The organism is Sphingobacterium sp. MYb388 (genome assembly GCF_037479535.1).
Lineage (GTDB): Bacteria > Bacteroidota > Bacteroidia > Sphingobacteriales > Sphingobacteriaceae > Sphingobacterium > Sphingobacterium anhuiense.
The window spans coordinates 114,904-138,035 of the sequence record NZ_JBBGYV010000008.1; the positions used below are offsets into that span (position 1 = coordinate 114,904).

Annotated in this window: 12 protein-coding genes; all 12 read right to left on the minus strand. The window is 33.9% G+C overall.

Annotation, left to right across the window (positions count from 1 at the left end; all coding sequences use genetic code 11):
- Window positions 1-59: 59 nt before the first annotated feature.
- Window positions 60-617, minus strand: a complete 558-nt coding sequence (locus tag WH188_RS21000) for an RNA polymerase sigma factor (protein ID WP_132772195.1) — start codon at window positions 615-617, stop codon at window positions 60-62.
- A 212-nt stretch (window positions 618-829) separates the two neighbouring features.
- The gene (locus WH188_RS21005) at window positions 830-1,987 is read right to left on the minus strand and encodes a TIGR03364 family FAD-dependent oxidoreductase (RefSeq protein ID WP_168128403.1); all 1,158 of its coding nucleotides are present in this window, start codon (window positions 1,985-1,987) and stop codon (window positions 830-832) included.
- 14 nt (window positions 1,988-2,001) lie between these two features.
- Window positions 2,002-3,339, minus strand: a complete 1,338-nt coding sequence (locus WH188_RS21010) for a DUF5690 family protein (RefSeq protein ID WP_206368703.1) — start codon at window positions 3,337-3,339, stop codon at window positions 2,002-2,004.
- 181 nt (window positions 3,340-3,520) lie between these two features.
- The gene (locus WH188_RS21015; RefSeq protein WP_021188183.1) at window positions 3,521-4,102 is read right to left on the minus strand and encodes a helix-turn-helix domain-containing protein; all 582 of its coding nucleotides are present in this window, start codon (window positions 4,100-4,102) and stop codon (window positions 3,521-3,523) included.
- Window positions 4,103-4,480: 378 nt separating this feature from the next.
- Window positions 4,481-6,853, minus strand: coding sequence for an outer membrane protein assembly factor BamB family protein (locus tag WH188_RS21020; protein WP_237682885.1), 2,373 nt, complete (start codon window positions 6,851-6,853; stop codon window positions 4,481-4,483).
- 126 nt (window positions 6,854-6,979) lie between these two features.
- Entirely contained in the window at window positions 6,980-7,807 is an 828-nt protein-coding gene (locus WH188_RS21025) for a glycoside hydrolase family 16 protein (RefSeq protein ID WP_021188184.1), read from the minus strand.
- 82 nt (window positions 7,808-7,889) lie between these two features.
- Window positions 7,890-8,777, minus strand: coding sequence for an alkaline phosphatase (locus tag WH188_RS21030; protein WP_168128402.1), 888 nt, complete (start codon window positions 8,775-8,777; stop codon window positions 7,890-7,892).
- Between the two features lie 430 nt (window positions 8,778-9,207).
- Entirely contained in the window at window positions 9,208-10,371 is a 1,164-nt protein-coding gene (locus WH188_RS21035) for a PDZ domain-containing protein (protein WP_168128401.1), read from the minus strand.
- Window positions 10,372-10,711: 340 nt separating this feature from the next.
- Complete coding sequence (locus WH188_RS21040) at window positions 10,712-12,247, minus strand: RagB/SusD family nutrient uptake outer membrane protein (protein ID WP_132772192.1); 1,536 nt, start codon at window positions 12,245-12,247, stop codon at window positions 10,712-10,714.
- A gap of 11 nt (window positions 12,248-12,258) precedes the next feature.
- A complete protein-coding gene (locus WH188_RS21045; protein WP_168128400.1) occupies window positions 12,259-15,501 on the minus strand; it encodes a SusC/RagA family TonB-linked outer membrane protein in 3,243 nt (1,080 codons plus the stop codon).
- 1,233 nt (window positions 15,502-16,734) lie between these two features.
- On the minus strand, window positions 16,735-18,099 hold the full coding sequence (locus WH188_RS21050) for a RagB/SusD family nutrient uptake outer membrane protein (protein ID WP_339424614.1): 1,365 nt from the start codon (window positions 18,097-18,099) through the stop codon (window positions 16,735-16,737).
- Window positions 18,100-18,113: 14 nt separating this feature from the next.
- Entirely contained in the window at window positions 18,114-21,122 is a 3,009-nt protein-coding gene (locus WH188_RS21055) for a SusC/RagA family TonB-linked outer membrane protein (protein ID WP_339424615.1), read from the minus strand.
- Window positions 21,123-23,132 lie beyond the last annotated feature (2,010 nt).

Below are 23,132 nucleotides of genomic sequence, written 5' to 3' on the forward strand. Positions count from 1 at the left end.
TTAAAATAAAACACAAATAACTGTAAATCAATTAAATAAAATACACGTATTATGCTAATTTACAAATCTTTTAATTCTTGACGTAGTACTTTTAAGGCATCGTACAACGTATTATAAGCAGTTTTCACCGTCATCTGAGTGGTTTCTGCTATTTTTTCGTAGGAATATCCTTCAAAAAATTTAAGATGAATGAGTTGTTTTTGCCGAAAACTTAATTTTTCTAGTGCTTCTTTTAATCGGATCTGAATCCATTCATTTGTTTGTACCTTAATAATAAATTCTTCATATGGCATTTCTATCCAATCATCTTCTGCTTTCACATGTCGCAAAGCAGTTTGTATTTTATGTTGTTTTTCTAAGAGTCGAAGAATTTTTCTTTTTAAAAATGTAATGAGGTATGCCTGCACATTTTCTACGCGATCAAGGCGATCTCGTTTTTCCCAAATGGTAACGAAAATTTCATCTGTTGCTTCACTCGCCAGATCAGCATCTCCACATGTACGAATACCAAAATTCACCAATTCGTTAAATAATGCGGCATATAAATCAAAAAACGCTTGTTCATCACCATTCCGCACACGTTCCCAAAGCAATCTATAGCCTAACTTATTTTTCATTATAATTGGTTAACTTCTTTTTAATTCCCTAAATGTATCATTTTATAGCTATAAAAGAAAAAATTATCAACTATATCTTTAAAAAGAGTTAATATTATTATTTGTACCATAAAAATCCATATTTGATATCAAGCCAATATTCAATTTGATTTTATAAAAAAAGCCTAGCAACGAAATGCTAAGCCTCTAAAACTACCTTATATTTTTTGCTTTTATGCAAAGATCGCTGCAATGCTTTTCTCGGCATAACCAGCACTGGCTGTCATACCTTTTCCGCCGATTCCGGTACGTACATGAATACGCTCACTTACATCCACTTCTAAAATATCATTGTCATGCTGAGCATAAAATCCAGCCCATGAGCTTGCAATCATAGACTGATCCATAGTGATAATACGATTCGCTTCATTCAACATGAGATCATTAATCTTTGAATTAATAGCAAATCCTAATTCATCCAGTTGATTACCTTGTGCATATTCATGTGAATCTCCAACAATGATACTGCCATCTATGGCTTGCTTAAATAAGATATGTATTCCTTGTTCACGCAATTCTTTATAGTGTTCAGGCACTTTTATTTGATGGAAAGATGGACAATATTCTTCGAAACTTTCATAACGTCTTGTCGTAAGCCCTGTTAAAATATTTCCTGGTAAATGCAGATCTTTCATCGGCTTTGTACGCATCATCTGAAGTTTACTGATCTTCAAACCACTATCGTCAAATAATGATCTATAAAGAATCTTGAATTCATATCCATTGCATATGATAACCTTATCAGCATCGAATAGTTGCATATCACTCGTTGTCACTTTAACAAAGTCAGCATAATCCTCGCAAGCCATCACAGTTGTATCATATTTTAATGTATACTGCTCAAACTTAGTCTGCATATAAGCATGTAAGCGATGGATCATTAAATCTGGTTCAACGCTAACCTCTTGTTTAAAAACAATAGCCTCTTTTACATACGTGTCCTTCATCATAGGATAGGTCTGTAAGATCTGTTCTTTTGACCATAGCTCATGCGCATATCCAACCTGCTTATAATGTGCACTTAATTCATGCAGCATCTGTACTTCATCTGCGTCGGATGCAATATAGATACTGCCATTATTGCGAACAGAAATATCCATTTCATTTTGAATGGACTTATAGATTTCTAAACCTCTAACACCATAATCAAACCATTTTCCAGACATCCCTGATGGCACAACCTGTCCAAAATTGCGTACCGTTGAGCTTACCGGATAATTATCTTTCTCCAATTGTAGAACGCGTAATCCTTTTACCAAAGCATGGTAGGCATGGAAAGTTCCTAAGATTCCTCCTCCCACTACGATTAGATCATATTTACTCAAATTCATTTTATGTATTTTTATTAACTTATTTGAACATCACTACTATTCACACACCAGGGTTTCTCTTCCTCCTGTTCCTGTTTATCCATCGCTTCTTTTTTACGCGCAAAATAATATAAAGATAGTAAGGATAATCCCCCACCGATGATAGATGCGAAAAAAACCAATTGTATGAAATAACTTCCCCACGTCACGGAATTAGGTAATAACTCCTTATTCAGTAAAACTATAAAGCTGCCTAAATATCCGATCGAATCTGCCAAGTACATGACAAAACCTATATTGCTTTTCATTTTGTATGTAGCAATCATCCTTTCAAAAAAGATGGCGTTGTACGGGATATATGCTAAATAAAGACCAAGCCCTACCAGCAACATCCAACTTAATCCATCGATAAGTTGATGGCTAAAAAGATAAGTAGAACCACCTGCTATAAGAAAACCTACTATAATCAACATGTGAATCAATTTAAATGCTTTTAAATTATCTTTCACCACAATCAACAATGCCACCAGTACCAATACAATCAAAGCAATTATACCGTCAACTTTTGCAAAAATGCCATTGCCTTTTACATGCAGCATTTCCCAGATTTCAATTTCAAAATTATCTCGAACATCCCTGATAATTGTCAACATGGTATAAATAACAACAGTGAGCAAAATTCCAGGTTTAAACATTTTAAAAAACGCTTTTCGACTAGTACTATCCATCGCTACTCGTTCTGTTCTCAAGGCTTTATCCTGTTCTGTTGGTCCCGGTGCGTGCTCTAACAACCAGACACAACCGATAAAAGGAAGTAAGAATAAAAAACCTGTACAAAAGGGCATCCAATACTCATCAATTGGAAAAGTAGCCATTAACCAACGTCCCACTGTTTTAATCAAACCTGAAGCAAAAATCAAACTGACAGCCATAACTGCTCCCATTATTTCTGTATAACGTCTACCTTCCAGATAACTAAAAACCAAACCCCACACCATACCTAAAGGAAATCCATTCAATAAAAGAAAAATAATATTCCAAGGACGTGGACACCAAGCAAATGCTAACAAACTTAACCACGAAATACAAATCAATATAATCAGATAGCGTCCACGATTCTTTTGCTTACTTTCTGCAATAAATTTTATACCATAAAATTTAGAGAACATGTACCCGACCATCTGAGTAATAACTAAACAGACTTTATAATTGATTCCCCATACTGAAGCATCATCATAAGATGCGGCAGTAAAAGATTTTCTAAATGAATACATACAGGTATAGCAAAGAAATGCTGTAAGTGCCAATATCATGGCAACAGAGCGTTCATCCAGTTGACTAATACGTTGTTTAAATCTTTGCGTTAATTCCATTATTTAGACATTTGGTAAATGTGATTTTTTTCCACAACCAAAAGTAAACTTCAAAGATTAACACATTACTAAACTTCTGTTAAGTATTTGTAAACAAATATAGAAATAAATTGAATTAAGCCTAAAACAAAAAAAGACTTTCTATGGGAGAAAGTCTATAATATGATCTTAAATGAGTTCGCTATTTTTTGTTCTGCTCAAAAAAGTAAACAATTAACATGATTGCTTTATCTTTTCCGATGTTTCGCGGTGTATGCGATAGACGTCCATTAAAGAAAATAGAATCACCTTCATTAAGGACAATAACCTGATCCCTAAATACATATTCAACCTGACCACTCAAAATATACTTATATTCAAAGGCTTCAGTCTCCACCATAGGCCGTTTAGCATCTGGAAGAAGTTCCAATAAGACTATGTCTAAAGTAGAGCTATCAATAGAAGAGGTTAATATTCGCTTATAATGAAATCCAATTGCTTGTTCCTTTTCAAACTCTTCGTAATTTTCTTTCCTTTTGACGATAATGGGTCCCAATGTACTATCGGAATTAAAGTCTTTAAAAAATTCATTTAAATCCACATCAAGTGCATTGATGATATTGATCAAAACAAATAAAGAAGGAACTGTTCGGTTATTTTCAATCTGAGAAATCAACCCTTTACTGACACCAGCTTTATGGGCTATTTCTTGAATGGTAACCCCGTTAATCTTGCGGATTTCCTTAATTTTATTACTGATCTTAAATATTGTATTATCTTCCATAATTAACCTCAAAAGTACACAAATAATTACCCTGATGCATATTAAGTTTTTATTATCACAAAAACAATTAATATTATAGCACAACCATAAATTAGTAAAAAGTATAATCATTTCCAAGTTTTATCAGCTTTCAAACTTGAATGAAAATTTTGCACAAGAAAGTTTCATAGCATATGTTAACAATTTCTTATGTTGCAAAAGTCGTAAAGCATAAATAGTGTTTGTTTCGTATTTACAAATACCTATGATGTGCTATTTTATTATTTGCTAAACTCTAAATGTTGTATGAGAGTTTTTATTTGGCAAATTTTAATAAAGATTTAAAACAAGAAAAGACGAACTGATGGTTCGCCTTTTCAAAAATCAAAAATGTGTTAGTTAATGTTGAAAACTATATACGTTTCCAGCAAAATCTGTCACATAAAGTAAATCATCTTTTACAAGCACCTCTGCTAAAATTGGAGCACCTAAATTAATTTTATATTTTAATTTGCCCTGTGGATCTAGACGGTAAAGAAATCCATCCGACGCACCAAATACAAAGTCAGTTCCAACTTGCTGCGGAGCTGCCTCTACAGTTGCAACTAACTTATTTTGATCGGGTGAACTATACGATGAGGTATAGATTAAAGCCTCTCCAGTTGTGAAATTCCATTTTTCATTCAGCGTATTCTTATCCAAAGCAACAATTCCTTTATCCGAAGTCGATAGTAATAATTGTTCGCCACTTATTACAGGCGTTGCCATTACTTTGAAATCATAATCAAGTGTCTTTTTTCGTAAAACGTTTCCTGATAATCTATCTAGCACAAATACCGTATTTAATCCAGTTGCATATACTTCATTACCTACTACCGCAACTCCACCACTTCTAAAACGTAGACCATCCTCATTTTTCTTCCACATCAATTTACCTGTCTTGCGGTCATGAGCAAATAAACTGTTCCAATTAGCTCCTGTAAACAACTGATCTTTGGTTACTATGATCTCTCCTGGCATTGCCTCTCCCCCATTCCAATCCTGATTTCTCCATAGCTCTTGACCAGTCTTTAAATCTAAAGCGGTCAGATAAGAACCGTAACCAGTATAGTATACTCCTTCATAAATTGCTCCGGCTGTAACATAACTTGGTAATCGTCCCTGGCTTAATTCTTTCTTCCAAATCAGCTTCCCAGTTTTAGCATCCACAGCGTAGGCATTTCCTGCCACATCAGTTGCCGCAACAATGCCATTTTCATAACGGAGTTTCTGTTTGATGGAATTAGCTGTTGAAAAAGTCCATTTAGTCTTTCCTGACTTTTCGTCTAAAGCTACAATTTGGGACTTACCATTTCCACCATCATCAAAAGTTGCTCCCAAAACGAGACCTTCTACAAGTAATGGACTCACTTTCCAAGTGTTTCCACCTAAGTTTCCAGTCCATTTAAGTTGAAGCTGATTTGCTTTATCATTCACTCCAAAAGTTTCTTTTTTGGTTGCCTGGGTACCATCATTGTAATTGACTTCAATAAAAGCAGTACATGTTTTATTACTTACATTCATAAGAGGTTCTGTCTCCCATGACCAATCTGATAATGGTTTAAACGGTGCATAGGCTACTTGATTGCCTTTACTATCAAGTACTCGCACGTGGACAGATGCTACATCTCGATTACTATCGTATACTTGCGCACGGAAAGGAATTTTCCCTTTTTCAGTGCTTTGTAATGCCGGATCTATCAATTGAATATGATCAAACAAATTACTGTATTTTGGAGCAACATCTTCAACACCATCTTTAGTAACTTTAATATGCAGAAACTGGCCAACAGCATGATCGATCCCCCCCTTATTAGGTGCATTTGTACTAATAACACGAACACCGCTGCTTGCATTAACAAAAGAATAGTTATTATGCCAGTGACCGAATAACCACGCTTTTAATTTATATTTCTTTAAATCGATTTCCTCAGTCTTTCCCTTTAGAATAAAGTCAGGTCCGATATCAAAATCGTGATTAATAAAAATAACCGGTTTATTCTTATCCTTCAATTCTAGATCCTTCTTCAACCATGCGATAACTTGATCTCTTGTATAACTTGGTTTATAATCGCCTCCCCACATCGGCGTAACAACAAAGTGTGCAGGACCGGCATCAAAAGAATAATAGGTCGGACCAAACAAATCTTCAAACAATTTTTCACCATATTCTCCTTTTACGAGATCATGATTGCCAACAGCATAATAAACAGGTAAGCCCATCAGTTGGCTATTTACTTGCTGCGCATGAAAACGCATGCCTGGTTCATAACAGATATCACCGGTATGCATAATCAAAGAACTTTTTTGATTTGCAGCATATTTACGGACATTCTCAATCCATGGACCATACAAATATGTTTCGGTATCTGTTATTTGAATAAAATTTAAAACATCCGGATCTTGAGAAGTATCCTCAATAAGTCCCATTGAATACTCTTTACGGTCAGGACTTATTTTTAAAAAATGACTTTTTGCAGGCTTGAAACCAGCCGGAGCAGTTACAAATACAAATCGTGCTGCAGGATTTGCTGGTATTTCGAACTGTCCATTTGCATCTGTTTTCAAAACCTGATAACCATCGGAAACAACAGCATGCTCAACAGTACGTTCGCCACTGTCGAACTTACCATTTCCATTCGAATCGATAAAGATATGACCTTTATACTGTGCATTTGCAACACCCATCCCTAGTGCCAATAAGGATGTCAATAGATAATACTTTTTTTTCATTTTACAGTTTATCGTATATTAACTTTTAAAGTTGTTTTGTTTGTAATGAACCTAATTATTTTAACTTTTTGTCAGCTAAAAATAAAGCTACTCATTGGTACTATTAAATCTGATCTTTGAGATAGGTTATTGATAAACCTTAACCCAGTCAATGATCATTTCAACTGGCAGTTGTTTCTGATCGACTTTTCCAACCCAACTACCGCCTAATTGTTGATCAATTAATAGAAAGAAAGGCTGATCATATGGCCATTGTGATTTATCAACCCCTTCTATGCGAGGATATGTAAACGTATCTTTACCATTTAACTGGAATACAATTCGATCAGGATACCAGCTTATACCATATACATTATAATCACCTGCATTGATCTTAGCTGTTCCGCCGTGTTGAGGATTTGTTTTTTGTCCTAAATCTAAGGTATAATAGGAGTGTGTTGTTTGGTAGATGATGGAATCAGAATTTAAATGTTCCATAATATCGATTTCTCCATTTTTTGGATATTTTCCATATTTATCTAATTCCGCTAACATCCACATAGCTGGCCATGCACCTTGAGCACTCCCAAGTTTCGCACGGATCTCCACTCGCCCATATTGAAAAGCGAATTTTCCTTTACTCCAAATTCCTCCTGTCAGAAATGGACGGGGATCTTTTGTCAGATCAGTATTATTAATTCCCTTCAAAATCAGTTTACCATCTTCCATTGCAAAACAGGCATCGTCTGTACTCATATGGCGATTCCAATCGGCGCTACCTGCAGAAATTCTTGTCCATTTTGTCGTATCAATGGAGGTTTCATTAAATTGATCTTCCCAAACCAATTTCCATTTTTTAGCTTCACGAGCGTCGCTTTGAATGTACACATAGGGATGTGACTTTGGATGATTGCTTACCCTACAGGAAGTGATAAGTACTAGAAAAGAAATAGCTGTTAGAAAATATTTAAACATGGCAATAAATGGTTTTTTTACTATTGTAATTAAACTTAAAAGAGTTCAAATTTGTACTCAAATCTGAACGTGATCTTAATCCTTATTTTTGAAAAACTTTAATGGGCTTACCTCTCCAAGCCTCATCTTGCTCTGCTCCCAATAACCAGGTCAATGTAGGTGCAATATCATAAATTAACATTGGTTGATTTACCTGCTGTCCTTTTGGTACACCTGGACCAGTCATGATAAAAGGTATTTCAACTTCAGCTAACGATTTACCTCCATGTCCTTTGTCAATACCGCCGTGATCAGCTGAGATGACAAAAATAGTTTCTTTCTCTATTCCTGCTTCTTTAACAGCTTGTTGCAATTGCGTAATTCTACGGTCTACATTTTTCAGTTCTGCATAATATTCCGGAGTATTATGTCCAATGTTATGTCCTACACCATCAGGTTGATCAAAATGCACAAAAGTAAGCGTTGGTTTATCTCTTTTTATAACTTCAATTGCCTTTTCTAATGTCTTATCCTCGTTGTCTTCCATATTATACACTTGTTGGACAATATTTTTATCAATGAGGTAACCGATACCTGGCCAACTGTGTATCACTGCAAAAGTAGCCTTAGGGTTTTTAGATGCTACTGCATTAAAAATTGAAGGAAATAGACCAGTCTTCGTTGTTTTTATCGCTGGGATTTCGGGCGTCTTACTTCCCCACTCTGTAAAACCATGCATTGTTGGACCAGCTCCCATCAACATAGATGCCCAATTCACCGCACTTGATGAAGGCAATACTGTTCTGACGTGAAGGCTATAGCTTCCATCTTTCATCATTTGTTCCAAAGTGGGCATTTCAGCTTTTGGGATTGCATAAGCACCTAATCCATCAAAACCAACCAGCACAACGTGTTTGATTTTTCCAGTCTGCGCTTGACTAATGGTTTGTGCAAAAAATAGGGCAATTAAAAAAATAAGGTTCTTTTTCATTATAATACAATTGTTTTAGTAATCATTACTAGTTGCTATCTGTATCATTTAGCTCCTACTTTAGGTTTTAAAAGTAGTAAAGCTTTTAGTAATACAGTATTCATTTTTGATTGCTGTCATTCTTAAATCATACAAATTTCACTTATAAATGAATCAAAAAAGGTAAAAGGCTTGATTTTGGTTTATTAATATTAAAAATTACTCGATAAAGTTAATCAATATTAAACAATACCAATTCATAACGAATGTCTGTATAACAAGATATTTACACAGAGATCCAAGTATTAGGCTGATTTAAAGTAGCGCTTACAATTACCTAACAAGATGTTTACATAGCAAAAAATAGCGAGTCGTTAATTTTGGTTAATTACGAGATGAGCATAATTAGAGTAAGAAATGGGAATTTCTTTATGAACTTGCTAAAAGTAAACTAATCATGATCAAAAGGAAGAGGATCTTTCAAAATAAATCGAAAATCCTTTTTTTCACCATTTCTTTCTATTTTCATTACGATCTCCTTTCCATCTTCCGATTTCATTAAGTTTGTTAAATCCTCCAGTGAGTACGAAGTTGCCTTTTTACCATTTATAACGAGAATTTTATCATCTTTCATAATCCCAACCAATTGAGCAGGTGAATTTGGTCTGACCATATCAATTTTAAAAAGTGTTTTCAAAACAAACTTAAATTGGACCTTATTATCGAAATTAACTTCCTTACTACCATCCTTCTTCAAGGCAACCGGAACTTCTTCCTTTTCCCATTTGACACCATCATGGATAATCTCTAGACCACTCATATTGAGATAATAGAATTTATCAAAATTTTTATTTTTACTTAGATAAAGTTGATTATTGGGGTAATCAAAAATAATTTTAAAACGTCTCAACAGTTCATTACCAACTGAACCTATCCTATCATTGATCATCTTTGCATTTTGTATAGATTCCAATTCCGGATAAGCGACTAAAGGATATGACATAGTAAACGGACCTAAAGACAATTTCTTGATTCGATTGCGGAGTCCATAAATTTCTCCGTTGAAACCCTGACCGATATAGTCTTCTATAAAAGGTGCGCGAACTTGATAATTTTGTATTTTATCTTTTAATAATAAAACAGCATCACTATTTCCCATATCAATAAGTGCTTTACCGTCGATCTCGCCTTCATTCTGCTGTATTTTGATCGCAACATAGGGGCGACTTGAAATTATCTCCAGTGGTAAGGATGTCATTTTGGACCATGATTTTGGATTGCTATCGGTGGGATACACCGTTATTCGCTTTTTTATGAAATCAAATGCAATCTTATGATCAGTAAAAAAACGACTTCCCAATATACCGTTTACCTCTACGCCTATACGTGATGAAATATCAATATGTTCATTATCTAATATAAAAATAGGATGATCGATATCTTCCATTTTTTTACCAACCACCACATGATTATTGATCGCTAAAATACCGTCAACACCGGTATTCCGCCCCAGACCCTGAAACTTATTTTTAAAGATTGTACTATCGACTTCACCTAGAGATTTTCCAAAGACCATTGTTTCTTTTACTCCAGTGTCGAGCAGAAAATTCATCATAAAACCATTTACCTCTACAGGTATTATAACGAGATTATGTACAAATATAAATGGGAAACTTAGCTTCTTGTTTTTATGCAAAACGAATCCTGATTGCCCAAAAGCAACTTGGAAAAGCAAACATGTCAACAATAGGAGGCCTATTTTCATGAAAGTCTATATTGGTATAGACAATATACGAAAAAAGGAATAAGCTACTCGATTTTGAATTAAATAATTCTCAATGACGACTTGATAAACAGTTATATTATAATATTAAATTATATTCATAAAAAAAGCCTCCAAAAAGCTTAAATCTTCTTGGAGGCTTTGAATTGAATCAAGGCTTTAATAGTAATATTTATTCTAAGCCTTTATTATAGTCTGACTCTCTTAATGGAATAGACCATGTCCATTTATTTTTATCTTGAGGATTGATGGTAACGGCTAATGACGTCAAGAAATTTCCTCCATTTGCATGCGCGTTTCGAATGATCGGATCACCCCATCTTTTCATATCAAACCAGTCAAATCCTTCACCCCAAAGCTCAATTGCGCGATATAATTTGATTTCCTTTAATAATTCTGCACCTGTTTTTGTACAATTATACTTTGCATCTCTACCAGAAGAAGAATTTAATTCATTCAAAGTAGCTTGAACCGCAGTTGCCGGCTTATTTTGGAAATATTTAGCTTCAGCTTCAATCAAGTACATCTCAGCAGCTCTAAAGTGATTCAGATTACCTACACCAGGAAGATCTTTTGCTTTAAATTTAAAATTCATATAAGCATAAGGAACCGCTGTCGATTGTAAATCTGGAAATGTACGAAACGCTCTAGCTTTCATTTCAGGACCTGCAATACCAGTCGCTGTTGTATATGCCTCACCTTTAGGATCCAAAAATAGATCTCTTCTGATATCAGAAACAGGGATTTTATCAAAAAGCTCTCTACTGATAATTTTTGGTGTTGTTCTAGCAGCACTAGCAGTTGAATTATAAGCTATATAGGATTGGAATGAGTAAAAGAATAATGTTTCATCTGCCGCACCATAACTACTCCAAATCCATTCTCCATTTGGATCATAAAATCCGCTCTTATATTCATCATTATTCATCAATTTATAATTTTCGCGAGCGAGAATAGCAAATTTTTCAGCATTTACATAATCTTGTTTATTCAAAGCTGCTCTTGCATAAATAGCATAAGCGACATCTTTATTAACCTGAAAGTTCTTCCCTGATTCGCGGTTTAATTTTGACTCATCGTACATGGATATCGCATCGCTTAAATCCTTATAAATTAAATCATAAGTCTGTCCAAGAGTGGACAATGGCATATCACCCGTAGACACATCTGTTCTTAAAACTAAGCCGCCAGTTTGTCCATTGTTTGAATCACTCCATCTATTACCATAAATTTGAGCTAACATCATGAAGCTGTATGCTCTAAAGGTTAAAGCTTGAGCTTTTATAAATTGTTTTTCTGCAACTGGCCCCTCTGCACCATCAATATTTAATACAATTTCATTTGCGTTCGAAATTAATTTATAGTAATAATACCAAGGATAATATAAATAGATACTCGTTAAGTTCTGATTATAATTGGAGTTAATGATATCAGCCCAACCACTTAGATTGACAAAAAAATTGTTACCTGGGTAGTTACCGTAGTACATCTTTATTGTGCCCTCACCATTGAAACCTTGACTACTTAAATATTGTTGTGTCATCATCTTGGCAAGACCATTTACAGCAACTTTAGCACTTTTTGTGGTTGCAAAAACTTCAGATTTCTCTACAGAGTCTGTAGGACGTGTATCTAAATAATCTTTACTACAAGACGAAAGAGAGACAACTCCTAATAATAATAACTTTATATAATTAATTTTTTTCATTGTTTAAATTCTTATAGTCCAACTTTTACACCAAAAGATACAGTACGAGGAGTAACCCAAGCATTTGTACTTATACCGTTCCATTGTTGTTGTGGGTTCATACCTTTACGCTTTGTCATTGTAGCCAAATTTTCTATTCCTGCTACTATTGTTACTGAAGATAAATCAATTCTGTTGATCAACTGCTTTGGCAAACGGTATCCAAATGCAATATTTTTCACAACAAGATATGATCCGTCTATAAGAAAGCGGTCACTCGTAAAATTATTCATATTACTTTGTGAAAAGTTGATAGCTGGAATTCCATTAGGATCTAATCTATTTTCAGATGTCGTAGTCATTCCTTCTGGCATACCAGACCATGAGTTCATAATATCTGTGTGCAAAGCTCCAGGAGTTCCTGACATACTCATTAAATCTCTGTAGGATGAGTCAAAAACTTTACCTCCAATTGCGTAGGTAAATAAAGCTGATAAACTGAAATTTTTATATTCAAAGTTTGTATTGAAACTACCGCTCATTTTTGGGATAACCGAACCGGACCAGTCTCTTACACCATAAGTTGAAGCATTGGTAACATAATATTTGCCATTGATTTCAACAAGTTCGGCTGCAGGTATTGCCGCCTTATCAGGCGCAGAACCATTCACATTAAATCTTTCTGTATCTGCTAAATAGAGTGATTTACCTGTCATCTGGTCTACCCCAGCATATTTGAACATCCAAAAATCATAACGTCCACCACCTTCAACCCATTTAAAGTTTCCAGTTATAACGCCATTTTCTCTGTTTTCCTCTGGCAAACTTAAAATTTTGTTGGTCAACCACGTCGCGTTAGCACCAACGTTCCATCTCCAACCTTCACCTCTTAATACATCTACGTCGAAAGTTAATTCAATACCTCTATTAGACATTGATCCAATGTTTTTAGTTACAGTTGAAACAGCAGTACTTGTTGAGTTAGGCCCCGCTGATAACGGTAAATTAAGATCAAAAATCAAATTTTTTGATTGTTTATTGAAATACTCGATACTTAAGTTGGCACGTTTGAACAATTTCGCTTCGATTGCTGCAGAAAATGAGCTAGAAGTTTCCCAGATTAAGTCTGGCGAAGGAATCTGACTTTTATAAACTGCTCCTGCATTTGCATTTTGATCCATTGCATATAATGATAAATGCGCATATTTTTTTGCACTTTCATCATTTCCTACTTCTCCATAAGACGCTCTTACCTTAAGGTCATTTACTGTATTTAAAGCATTCTTGAAGAAATCTTCTTTCGATACGATCCAACTACCGCCTAATGACCAAAAGTTACCCCAGCGATTATCTGCACTAAAGCGAGAAGATCCATCTCTTCTAATAGATGCTTCCGCAAAATATTTCCCTTCATAATTGTATCGAGCACGAGACAAGTAACTTTCTACACGATAATCTTCTTGATAATCATACAAAGAAGTAATCTTTGTAAAGTTGATCATATCAGTTTTACCAGCGAAGATTTCATCTGTCTTATACCCATAAAGGTAACTCATGTTATCATAATAATTTTCATGACCCGCCAATACATCAATGTGATGCGCGCCAAAATCTTTATTCCAAGTTAACAATTGTTGGGTTGTATAATTCTTGTATCTATAGGTACGTCTTGCAGCACGGCCCTGCCCTACTCCATCACCGATAATCGCGTTATTATAGGTACGACGCTCAGAGTTACGTACATTTAAATCACCATTAACCGTAAAAGTAAAATCCTTTAAAAACTTAAATTCTAGAAAAGCTCTACCGTTCATTGTATTTTTAATGGTTTGATCGCTATTCAATTCATTTTCCCAAATTGTGTGGCGTCCCACATATTGCAATCGTGTAGATTCTCCATTATCGTACTGTTTTTCTCCCAAAAGACCTGGTGCATAACCTCCATCTGCATTATGTAGATGAATTGGATAAATAGGTGCAATTGAACGTGCATAGTTAAAAGGATTTGTAAATGAACCAGCATCATCTGTGGAACCGCTAATTCTATCCGAAATCTGGTGAGAACCAGCTAAATTGAAACCATATTTAAACCAATCTTTAGCTTGAAGTTCAGCATTCAATCTTCCCGTAAACCTTTTTAATCCAGAATTTTTAATATATCCCTTTTCATTTAAATATCCAGTAGAATAGAATACTTTAGCTTTATCAGTTGCAGTAGTTCCATCAATATTATAATTTTGGCGATGCCCAACACGATCCACCTCACTAAACCAATCTAAATCGTCACGATATCCATTTTTTATTTGTGCATCTGAAACCAATTTTCCATTTTCATCAAATAATTTATTATCCTCTTTATCGTAAATATTTAATTTCAGGTAGTTACTAATTAAAGACTTGGAAGCCTCAGCGTTAGCTAGCTCTGTTGTTGGATAAGCTTTGGAGTTCGTGCTCAACAGGTTATTTCGGTATCCTGTCCACATAGCTTCCATAAATTGTCTATCATTTACACGGCTATATTCAGCAATTCCTCTTGAGTAAAATCCTTGATCTGTCGATACATTAACCTGAGAACGACCAATCTTTCCTTTTTTTGTTGTAATAATGATTACACCGTTACTTGCTCTACTACCGTATAGAGCAGATGAAGATGCATCTTTCAATACAGAAATACTTTCAACATCATTGGGATTGATATCAGAAATATCACCACCAAAAGGCACACCATCAACTACATATAAAGGGTCATTAGAGCCATTTAAGGATGAAAAACCGCGGATTCTAATACTTGGCTCATCACCAGGCATGCCCGAAGTATTATTTATTTGAATACCTGCTGCTGATCCTTCCAAAGCTGCAAAAGCATTTGTTACTGGTCTTTTTTCTAAATCTTTTGCTCCTATTGATGATACAGAACCCGTTAGTGATTCTTTTTTAGCAGTACCGTAAGCGACAACAACAACTTCATTAAGCTCTTCTCGTGAATCTTCCAAAGTAACATTAAATGTTGAAGCACCTTCTTTAACGATTAATGTCTTTTCGCCATATCCTAAGGATTTAAAAACGATTATCTTTCCCGTAGGTACAGAAAAAGAATAGTTTCCATTTGAATCGGTTTGAGTAGCTTGATTTGACCCCTTTACAACTATTGTCACTCCAACTAATGGCTTGCCATCAGCGCCTACAACGCGACCAGCAACCTTTTTCTCTTGAGCAAAAGCGACCGATGTCAGAATCATACTACCCACCACAAAACTGAGTAATGTTTGTTTCATATGTTTATTTTTATGTAAGTGTGTAAAGTCTTAATTAAAGACTTTGGTTAAGTAACTTCGTTTACCAAACAACTATAAATCAATATTTTAATATTTTTCAAACAGTTCGTCACTAATCGCTTTTACGCAATCGATTGCATTTTGTCTCATGCATGTGACTATTTGTCAAGTTTAATATTTAAAAGAAATACGATTGTATAGCGCTTGGGTGCTTTTCAATATGGCAGATTTCAAATATTTTAAAAATATTTGTTTAACTTCATGTGTTAAATAATGTTAAAACCAAAGTTATAATATTATTTTTATTAAGCAAACTTTTGCAACTATTTTTTTTATATTGGTAATAAAACGCAAGATAAATAAGTTTAAACACATGAATTTTTGATTATAATTTTTAAAATCAAAAATTCATGTAGCATTACGCTAACTAAGAAATTATATTGGAAAGCTCGATAGGTAACCATTAAAAATCGTAAATTAATATTTCGAAATAAAAAAGATGACTATTATTAGATCAATTTGAGAAGTATTAACTTTTTACAAGTAAGATAAGGAGAATGTTTAGAAATAATATAATTTGCAACTAACTGCAACATCTACAAAATTAAGACAGCGATTATTCAACCCTATCGCTCACTTTTTCAAGATATTACAAAACAATAAGTGATTGGTAAATACAGTATCTGTAATTGTTAGTAAATTTTATTTTTTTTCAAAATATTATAAGTAGAGACTTTCCATATTCATTTTTCTTTGTCTGCGGGATATAAAAAAGGAAGCTAGCGTACTATTATCATTCAATACAAATCTTTAATAATTACAAAAACATTGAAACACAAAATAAGCTTGCTTTATGAAACCATTTTCCACGAACTTATACACGAATAGACAATATAGGCAAAAGAGGATAAAAATTACATCAGAATTAAAGTAAATCATCTTAGAAATGATATGCACCTAAACTTTAAGACATACTTTTTGAGACAATAATATGCTGATTAATAAAAATAGATCATAGAGAGAAAGTCAATTGGGCTACTTGCATTTCGAAAAATTATAGCATTGATAAGGACAAAAATGATATAAGATCTTTTCGTTGGAAATTTATAAAAGCAGATAAATTATGTATTTTAAAAATTTTATTAAATAAAATCCCTCCTTAAAAATTAAAGAAAAAAATCCCCGACTTCATGACGGGGATTTAATTGAAACTTTTTTAGAAAACTTCTGTATCTAGTTATATCCAGGATTATTAGGTAATAATAATGAATTCGTATTGATAGCCGATTGTGGTATAGGATATAGCTCATCATTTACGGAACGCTTTTTAGCTTCCAAAAATACAGTGGCCATAGATTTTGAAGGATTAGAAATAGAAGGTGTTCTTCTCATGTCCATCCATCGAAGATTTTCAAATGCGAATTCTACACGACGCTCTTTAATAATATCACTTAAAGTAACTGTACTTAGATTATTTAACCCTCTATTTTTTCTCACAAGATTAATATTAGCAAGTGCATTCGATGGTGAAGCCGTTAAATCACATTCCGCAACAATCAAATACATTTCTGATAATCTAAGAATATAATATGGATGTGCTCCATTTCCTGAAGGATCTTGATATTTTTTTGAATACCATCCTGGATTAGCAGTAGGAGCCTTTATCTCTTGAATTGAAGCGGCTTTACGCTGATCACCTTCCTCATAAGCAGAAACCAAACTCTCATCAACCGGAAGCTCTGCACGACCACCACCAGGCATTGTTGGATGCTGCAGGAAAAAGTCTAATGAATTGTCTCCCTCTGTTGGAGTATTCGCAAACTTAAAGATATGCTCTCGTGATTCAAATGGTGTTGTAAACATATTAGCGTAACTACTTTCGATTGCAAATTTACCCGAATTTATTACTTCCATCGCCATTTGTTTGGCCAAAGCTTTATCACCTTTTATTAAATATACCCTTGCTAAGAGAGCCTTTGCAGCTTCAACAGATACTTTATTACTGTTATCAAATGGGGCTGGGTTTTCGATGCTTAACTTAAGATCATTGATGATTTGGGTATAAACCTCATCCACTGAATTCCTTGGAAGTTCAACAATATCTCGATTTAAAGCTATTGGTACTGCTCCAAAAATAGTAACTAAACGATAATAACCATATGCTCTAAAAAAGTAAGCACTTCCAAGTAGTTTTTTCTTAGTTGCTTCTTCAATAGTACTGGATCCATTGACAATCTCAATTAAATCATTTGCTCTTTGAATAGCAACATACGGAAAATTAAAATATCTTGATACTAGCACATTATCAACTAAGATTGCATTATTATCAACTTCTCCATGTTGAAAAAACGTAGCTCTATATTTTAGGTTGTCTGCAGATAAATCTTCTGTAACATAACTTAGATAAGCATAATTAGATCCAATATTTCCAATTTGAAAGGCATCGTATATTCCGTTCAAAAGTTTATCACCTTCAGCTCCGCCCACCAATTCTGGAGCAACTGAGTCACGGGGTAATAAATCTAACTTGCTATCGCATGATGCTAAGTGCCCAGCAATTAGTAATACCCCTATTGATTTTATTATATTATTTTTCATTTTAAAAGTCTCTTTTATAGTCCCAAATTAATACCTAACATAAATGTCTTAAATTGAGGAATAGCTCCTTGATCGACACCCAAACTGGAAACAGTCAACTCTGAACTCACCTCTGGATCAAATCCAGTATATTTAGTAAATGTTAGTAAATTATATGCACTAGCATAAATACGCATATTGCTGAACTTTGCTTTTTGTGCCAATGATTTTGGAAGATTATATCCTAAAGTAATTGTTTTCAAACGTAAATATGATCCATCTTCTAAATATCTAGAAGAACGTTGTGTATTATAAGTTCCTCTGGTTCCACCAACAGCACGTGGATATTTAGCATTTGTATTTTCTGGAGTCCAACGCTCATCATAGTATTCTTTAAACATATTTGTCGCTGGAGCGGTTGCAGTTACAACTCCTCCCATACTACCGTATCCACCCGTTCCTTCTGCACCTAAATTATAAACATCATTACCATAACTGTATTGAAAGAATACATTCAAGTCGAAATTTTTATATGCTAAATTATTGGTTATACCTCCATAGAATTTAGGAAGAGGATTTCCTAAAAACTGTCTATCTGCAGAAGTTACAGTGCCAGAGCCATCGATATCTTCATATTTCATATCTCCTGTTTCTGGATCCACTCCCAATGATTTAATTAAGAAAAATGATCCCAACGGTTGACCTACTGCATGTCGCACAACAAATCCTTGATCAATTGGCTGATCATTAAATAATTTAGTTACTTCATTTTTATAAGTAGAAAGATTTAAAGATGTTGACCATGTAAAGTCACTTCCTGTGAAATTTCTAGATGTAATTTGGAAATCAAAACCAGATCCTTTTATATTTCCAATATTTTCTAAAATAGTTGTAAAACCTGTAGTTGACGGAATTGGTCTATTAAGTAATAAATCTTTTGTTTTCTTATTATAATAATCTGCAGAAATTTCTAATCTATTATTAAATAAACCTAAATCAATACCTATATCAATTTGATCTGTAGATTCCCATTTCAGATTAGGACTACCAATAGCTGATAAAGCAAAACCAGGAGCATCTAAATAGTTAAAACCACCACCTATTGCTCTACGGTATGTAAAGTTTCCAATTCCTTCTTGATTACCTGTCGATCCATACGATGCTCTTACTTTTAACAAACTAATTGCTTCAACACTTTTCAAGAAATTCTCTTGAGATACAACCCATCCAGCCGATACTGATGGAAAATAACCAATTCTACCAGATTTAGGAAACTTAGATGACCCATCTCTTCTTATGGAAGCAGAAAAAAGATATTTACTTTCCCAGCCTAAATTTACACGTGCTAAAGAAGAAGCCATCGCATACTCTGTAAAACTTGCTGTTCCACCTGTGATTGATGCAGCTGATGTTATATATGGTGTTAAATCTGATGGAAAATTAGACCCGTCAACACGATTATTTTCACGCTGATTTTTCTGATATTCATAAACAGCAATAGCATTTAAATCTAAGCGGTCACCATAAAATGATTTATCATAGGATAATGTTTGGGTTGCAAGAATATTACGTGTTTGAACATATCCTGAAGCACCGGAACCATTACTTCCCGCTCCTGATAAAGATGTTAATGGATTATACAACCGTTGATCTAAATATGAAAAATCAATACCGACTGCTGTTTTAAATTTCAATCCTGATAAGATATCAAATTCTAAATATGATGAATTAAATACATTAGAAAGATTCACATAGTTTTTAGATTGAAACATGTGAACAGGGTTATTATAACTATTTGTCGCAAATGTTCCGTCTGGATTATAGATTGGCTGGTCAGGTCTAGCAACTAAAGCACGTGGAAATGGTGAAAAAATACTATTATCAACAGGCGTTTCATCTCTTTCAGTACGTGAAAGTGCAATATTTGAGCCAAACCTAATAAAATCATTAATATGATGTGTAAGATTAGTTCTAAGGGCATATCTTTTAAAACCGCCATTTAGAAGAGCTCCATCTTGATCAAAATAATTAAATGATGTATAAAATTGTGTCTTCTCATTTCCTCCTGAAGTTACGGATACTTGAGCTGAATTTACCCTTGAATTATCCGAAAGAATTTCATCCAACCAATTTACATTATTCTCAGGATTCGCAACCTGATCATTAGTAAATACTTGAGCAAGACCTGCATTGACTGCTGCCTCATTGTATAGAGATCTATATTCCGATGCATTTAGTAAATCTTTCTTTTTAGTCAATGATTGCCATCCGGTATATGCCGAAGCCCCAATAATTGACTTACCAGACTTACTACCACTTTTAGTTGTAATAATTACCACTCCATTCGATCCTCTCGATCCATAAATTGAAGCCGCAGCAGCATCCTTTAAAATTTCAACAGAAGTAATATCTTCAGGATTCAAGTTTGCTAATGGAGAAATTCCCGCTCCTGCATCATTAGGTGTAAATGTATTATTTGAAGGCATTATGACCCCATCAATAACATACAGTGGATTGTTCCCTGCATTAATAGAAGAACGTCCACGAATTTGCACAGACATTGGAGCCCCAGGTCGTCCTCCTCCAGATGAAACTTGAACCCCAGCAGCCTTTCCTTGTAAAGCTTGCTGAATATTTGGCACAGGAATTTCTTTTAAATCATTTGCACCTACCGTCGAAATTGAAGTTGTTAAATTTCTTCTAAGTTGGGTTCCATACCCAACTACAACAACTTCATTTAGAGTATTATCCGAGTCATCCAATGTTACATTAAATGAAGATTGTCCCTCTTTAACAATTAGGGTTTTATCTGCAAAGCCGAGTGAACGGAAAACGATAATTTTTCCGGTTGGAACTGAGAATGAATAATTTCCATTCGCATCTGTTTGGGTAGCTAGATTAGATCCTTGAACAGCTATCGTCACACCAACCAATGGTTTCCCATCAGCTCCTGTTACACGACCACTAACTTTTTTCTCTTGCGCAAATGCAACAGAAGTCAGAATCATACTACCCACAAAAAAACTGAGTAATGTTTGTTTCATATGTTTATGTTTATTTAAGTATGTAAAGCCTTAAAAAGACTTTGGTTAAGTAAATTTCTTTTCATAAAATTTTGAAAACCGAATCTTCTCGTACTATTTTCGATCATTAAAATTCAAATTCAATCAAGATTTTCAATCCATTTTATCTTATCTACAGAAGAAAAACCGCAATCGATTGTCTATTTTTTGTTTAACATATTCTTATAAAAACTATATTAAACTTATGTAAATATTTCGTTGGCCAACGTAGGTACTATCTCTTAGCAATGCTAAATTTCGCCAAATACATTTTTTAATTTTCAAACAACAAGCTTGTTAAAAAATGTTAAAAGCAAAGTTAAAATAATAATTTAATTAATCAACAATCCAAATAGAAAGATATGATTCGAGTTTATTACCTTATAAAATCAACAAATTTTTTTGATGCAATTAAAACTCTTTTAATAGGTTATTGCTACTATAACATAGGATAAAGTACTTTGTCCTGTAGATTTACTAATACTTAAATTGTCATATAGTATTTAGTTTTCTTTTTTTTAGATCAGTTAGTATACTTTGTTAAAAAAATGTTAAAACAAATATATATCATTTTTTAAATTTGAAACACTAAAATGATATGCTAGCATATAAAATCCATCTTAAATAGCATAACTGACTGATATTTAGATAATTATTTTTCAATTCATATGTAACAAAAATCTTTATGTATCAGTTAATTCTGTATAAGGAAGGTTTATTAATAATTGTTTAGACAATTATTAACTATTTAATGAAAGAATAGACACGCAAAAACTGATTTACTATCTGCGTGCCGGAATATTTTTCTGAACAAGGTGCTAATAATGATATTCTACATTTGAATCAAAAAGAGCTTGCATAAGCAGATGATGAACTATTTTCTTCCCTATTAGATCTGGAACTACTATCCAATCTTCTTTACCTCCATAATGAAAGACCAGGGATAACAACCAAATCTTTTCGTTTGTTTTACAGCCAGTTCAGCAGACGCAAACTATATAATCAGCTATTCGAATAAAAAGCAAGCAAGTTGATGAAGTTATCATTAGACACCATCAGCTCTTAAACAGTTTCGAGGACGTGTACCGTAAATACATTGATCTTCAAGAACAGCCCGTTTATAATGCTGGTTATTTCCCTTTTTCATAACCATAAGTGATTTCATTGTGAGATGATGAGCCTCAACAGCAGTGCCAAATGTGGCATCGATTTGGAGTTGTAGTGATTAACATAATTATGAGTTTTAAAATTGTTAATTTTTGATATTTATAAATGTTCACTTAAAGTTCATAAAAAGGAAATCCAAATAATTGTGTTTGTGAGCCCAATTATTTGTGTTTTACTATTCATTTTTTCTAAAACAAGGCGTTACTGTGCTTTATTTCCTGTTTTCAGGAAGCGAACTGTTTAAGCGTCAGCTTCTGCTTATACATACGCTTTAAAACAAAGGTAAATCGGATAATGGTGTTGCTTAGGGGGGGGTAAACAGGGTGTTCCACACCTGATATAGACCTTAAATGATGTTTCAAGTGGGGTGGAGGAGTAGCCTGTAGGAAATGAGATTTTTTAAGAGGATTTTTATAATCAACTCTACAGAGATCTAGGTCTTGTTTTTAAGGAGAAGTTGATCGGATGATGTAGGGGTAACGGGGGTATACCCTTACTTTTTATAATTATCTGTTTGAATCAGGGTGTCTTTCAACTAATTTATTTATGATCTTCATTTTTTTTGGGAGATACAGGATATTCATGGGAGTTGAAATTATTTAATGAAATAATCTTGTGAGCGTACAAACGTTAGTAGTAAAAATATACTCAATTTTAAAACAATAACGTTAACAGGAGAGATTGACTTTTATATCATCGAAGTGTTCGTCGACAACATATCGTATTTCCTGCAGTAGGGTTTCGGAGATTCCCATTTCTTTGAGAGCGTAAATGGTGAGTGGAAGTGTTTGGTTTATTTTGCTGTGTAGAAGATTGATTTGATAT

Bases quoted from the DNA above. Each gene is read 5' to 3' on its own strand.
- WH188_RS21020 (WP_237682885.1), bottom strand. From the start codon at position 6,853: ATGAAAAAAAAGTATTATCTATTGACATCCTTATTGGCACTAGGGATG.
- WH188_RS21005 (WP_168128403.1), bottom strand. From the start codon at position 1,987: ATGAATTTGAGTAAATATGATCTAATCGTAGTGGGAGGAGGAATCTTA.
- WH188_RS21030 (WP_168128402.1), bottom strand. From the start codon at position 8,777: ATGAAAAAGAACCTTATTTTTTTAATTGCCCTATTTTTTGCACAAACC.
- WH188_RS21010 (WP_206368703.1), bottom strand. From the start codon at position 3,339: ATGGAATTAACGCAAAGATTTAAACAACGTATTAGTCAACTGGATGAA.
- WH188_RS21015 (WP_021188183.1), bottom strand. From the start codon at position 4,102: ATGGAAGATAATACAATATTTAAGATCAGTAATAAAATTAAGGAAATC.
- WH188_RS21025 (WP_021188184.1), bottom strand. From the start codon at position 7,807: ATGTTTAAATATTTTCTAACAGCTATTTCTTTTCTAGTACTTATCACT.
- WH188_RS21055 (WP_339424615.1), bottom strand. From the start codon at position 21,122: ATGAAACAAACATTACTCAGTTTTTTTGTGGGTAGTATGATTCTGACT.
- WH188_RS21035 (WP_168128401.1), bottom strand. From the start codon at position 10,371: ATGATGAATTTTCTGCTCGACACTGGAGTAAAAGAAACAATGGTCTTT.
- WH188_RS21040 (WP_132772192.1), bottom strand. From the start codon at position 12,247: ATGAAAAAAATTAATTATATAAAGTTATTATTATTAGGAGTTGTCTCT.
- WH188_RS21000 (WP_132772195.1), bottom strand. From the start codon at position 617: ATGAAAAATAAGTTAGGCTATAGATTGCTTTGGGAACGTGTGCGGAAT.
- WH188_RS21045 (WP_168128400.1), bottom strand. From the start codon at position 15,501: ATGAAACAAACATTACTCAGTTTTGTGGTGGGTAGTATGATTCTGACA.
- WH188_RS21050 (WP_339424614.1), bottom strand. From the start codon at position 18,099: ATGAAAAATAATATAATAAAATCAATAGGGGTATTACTAATTGCTGGG.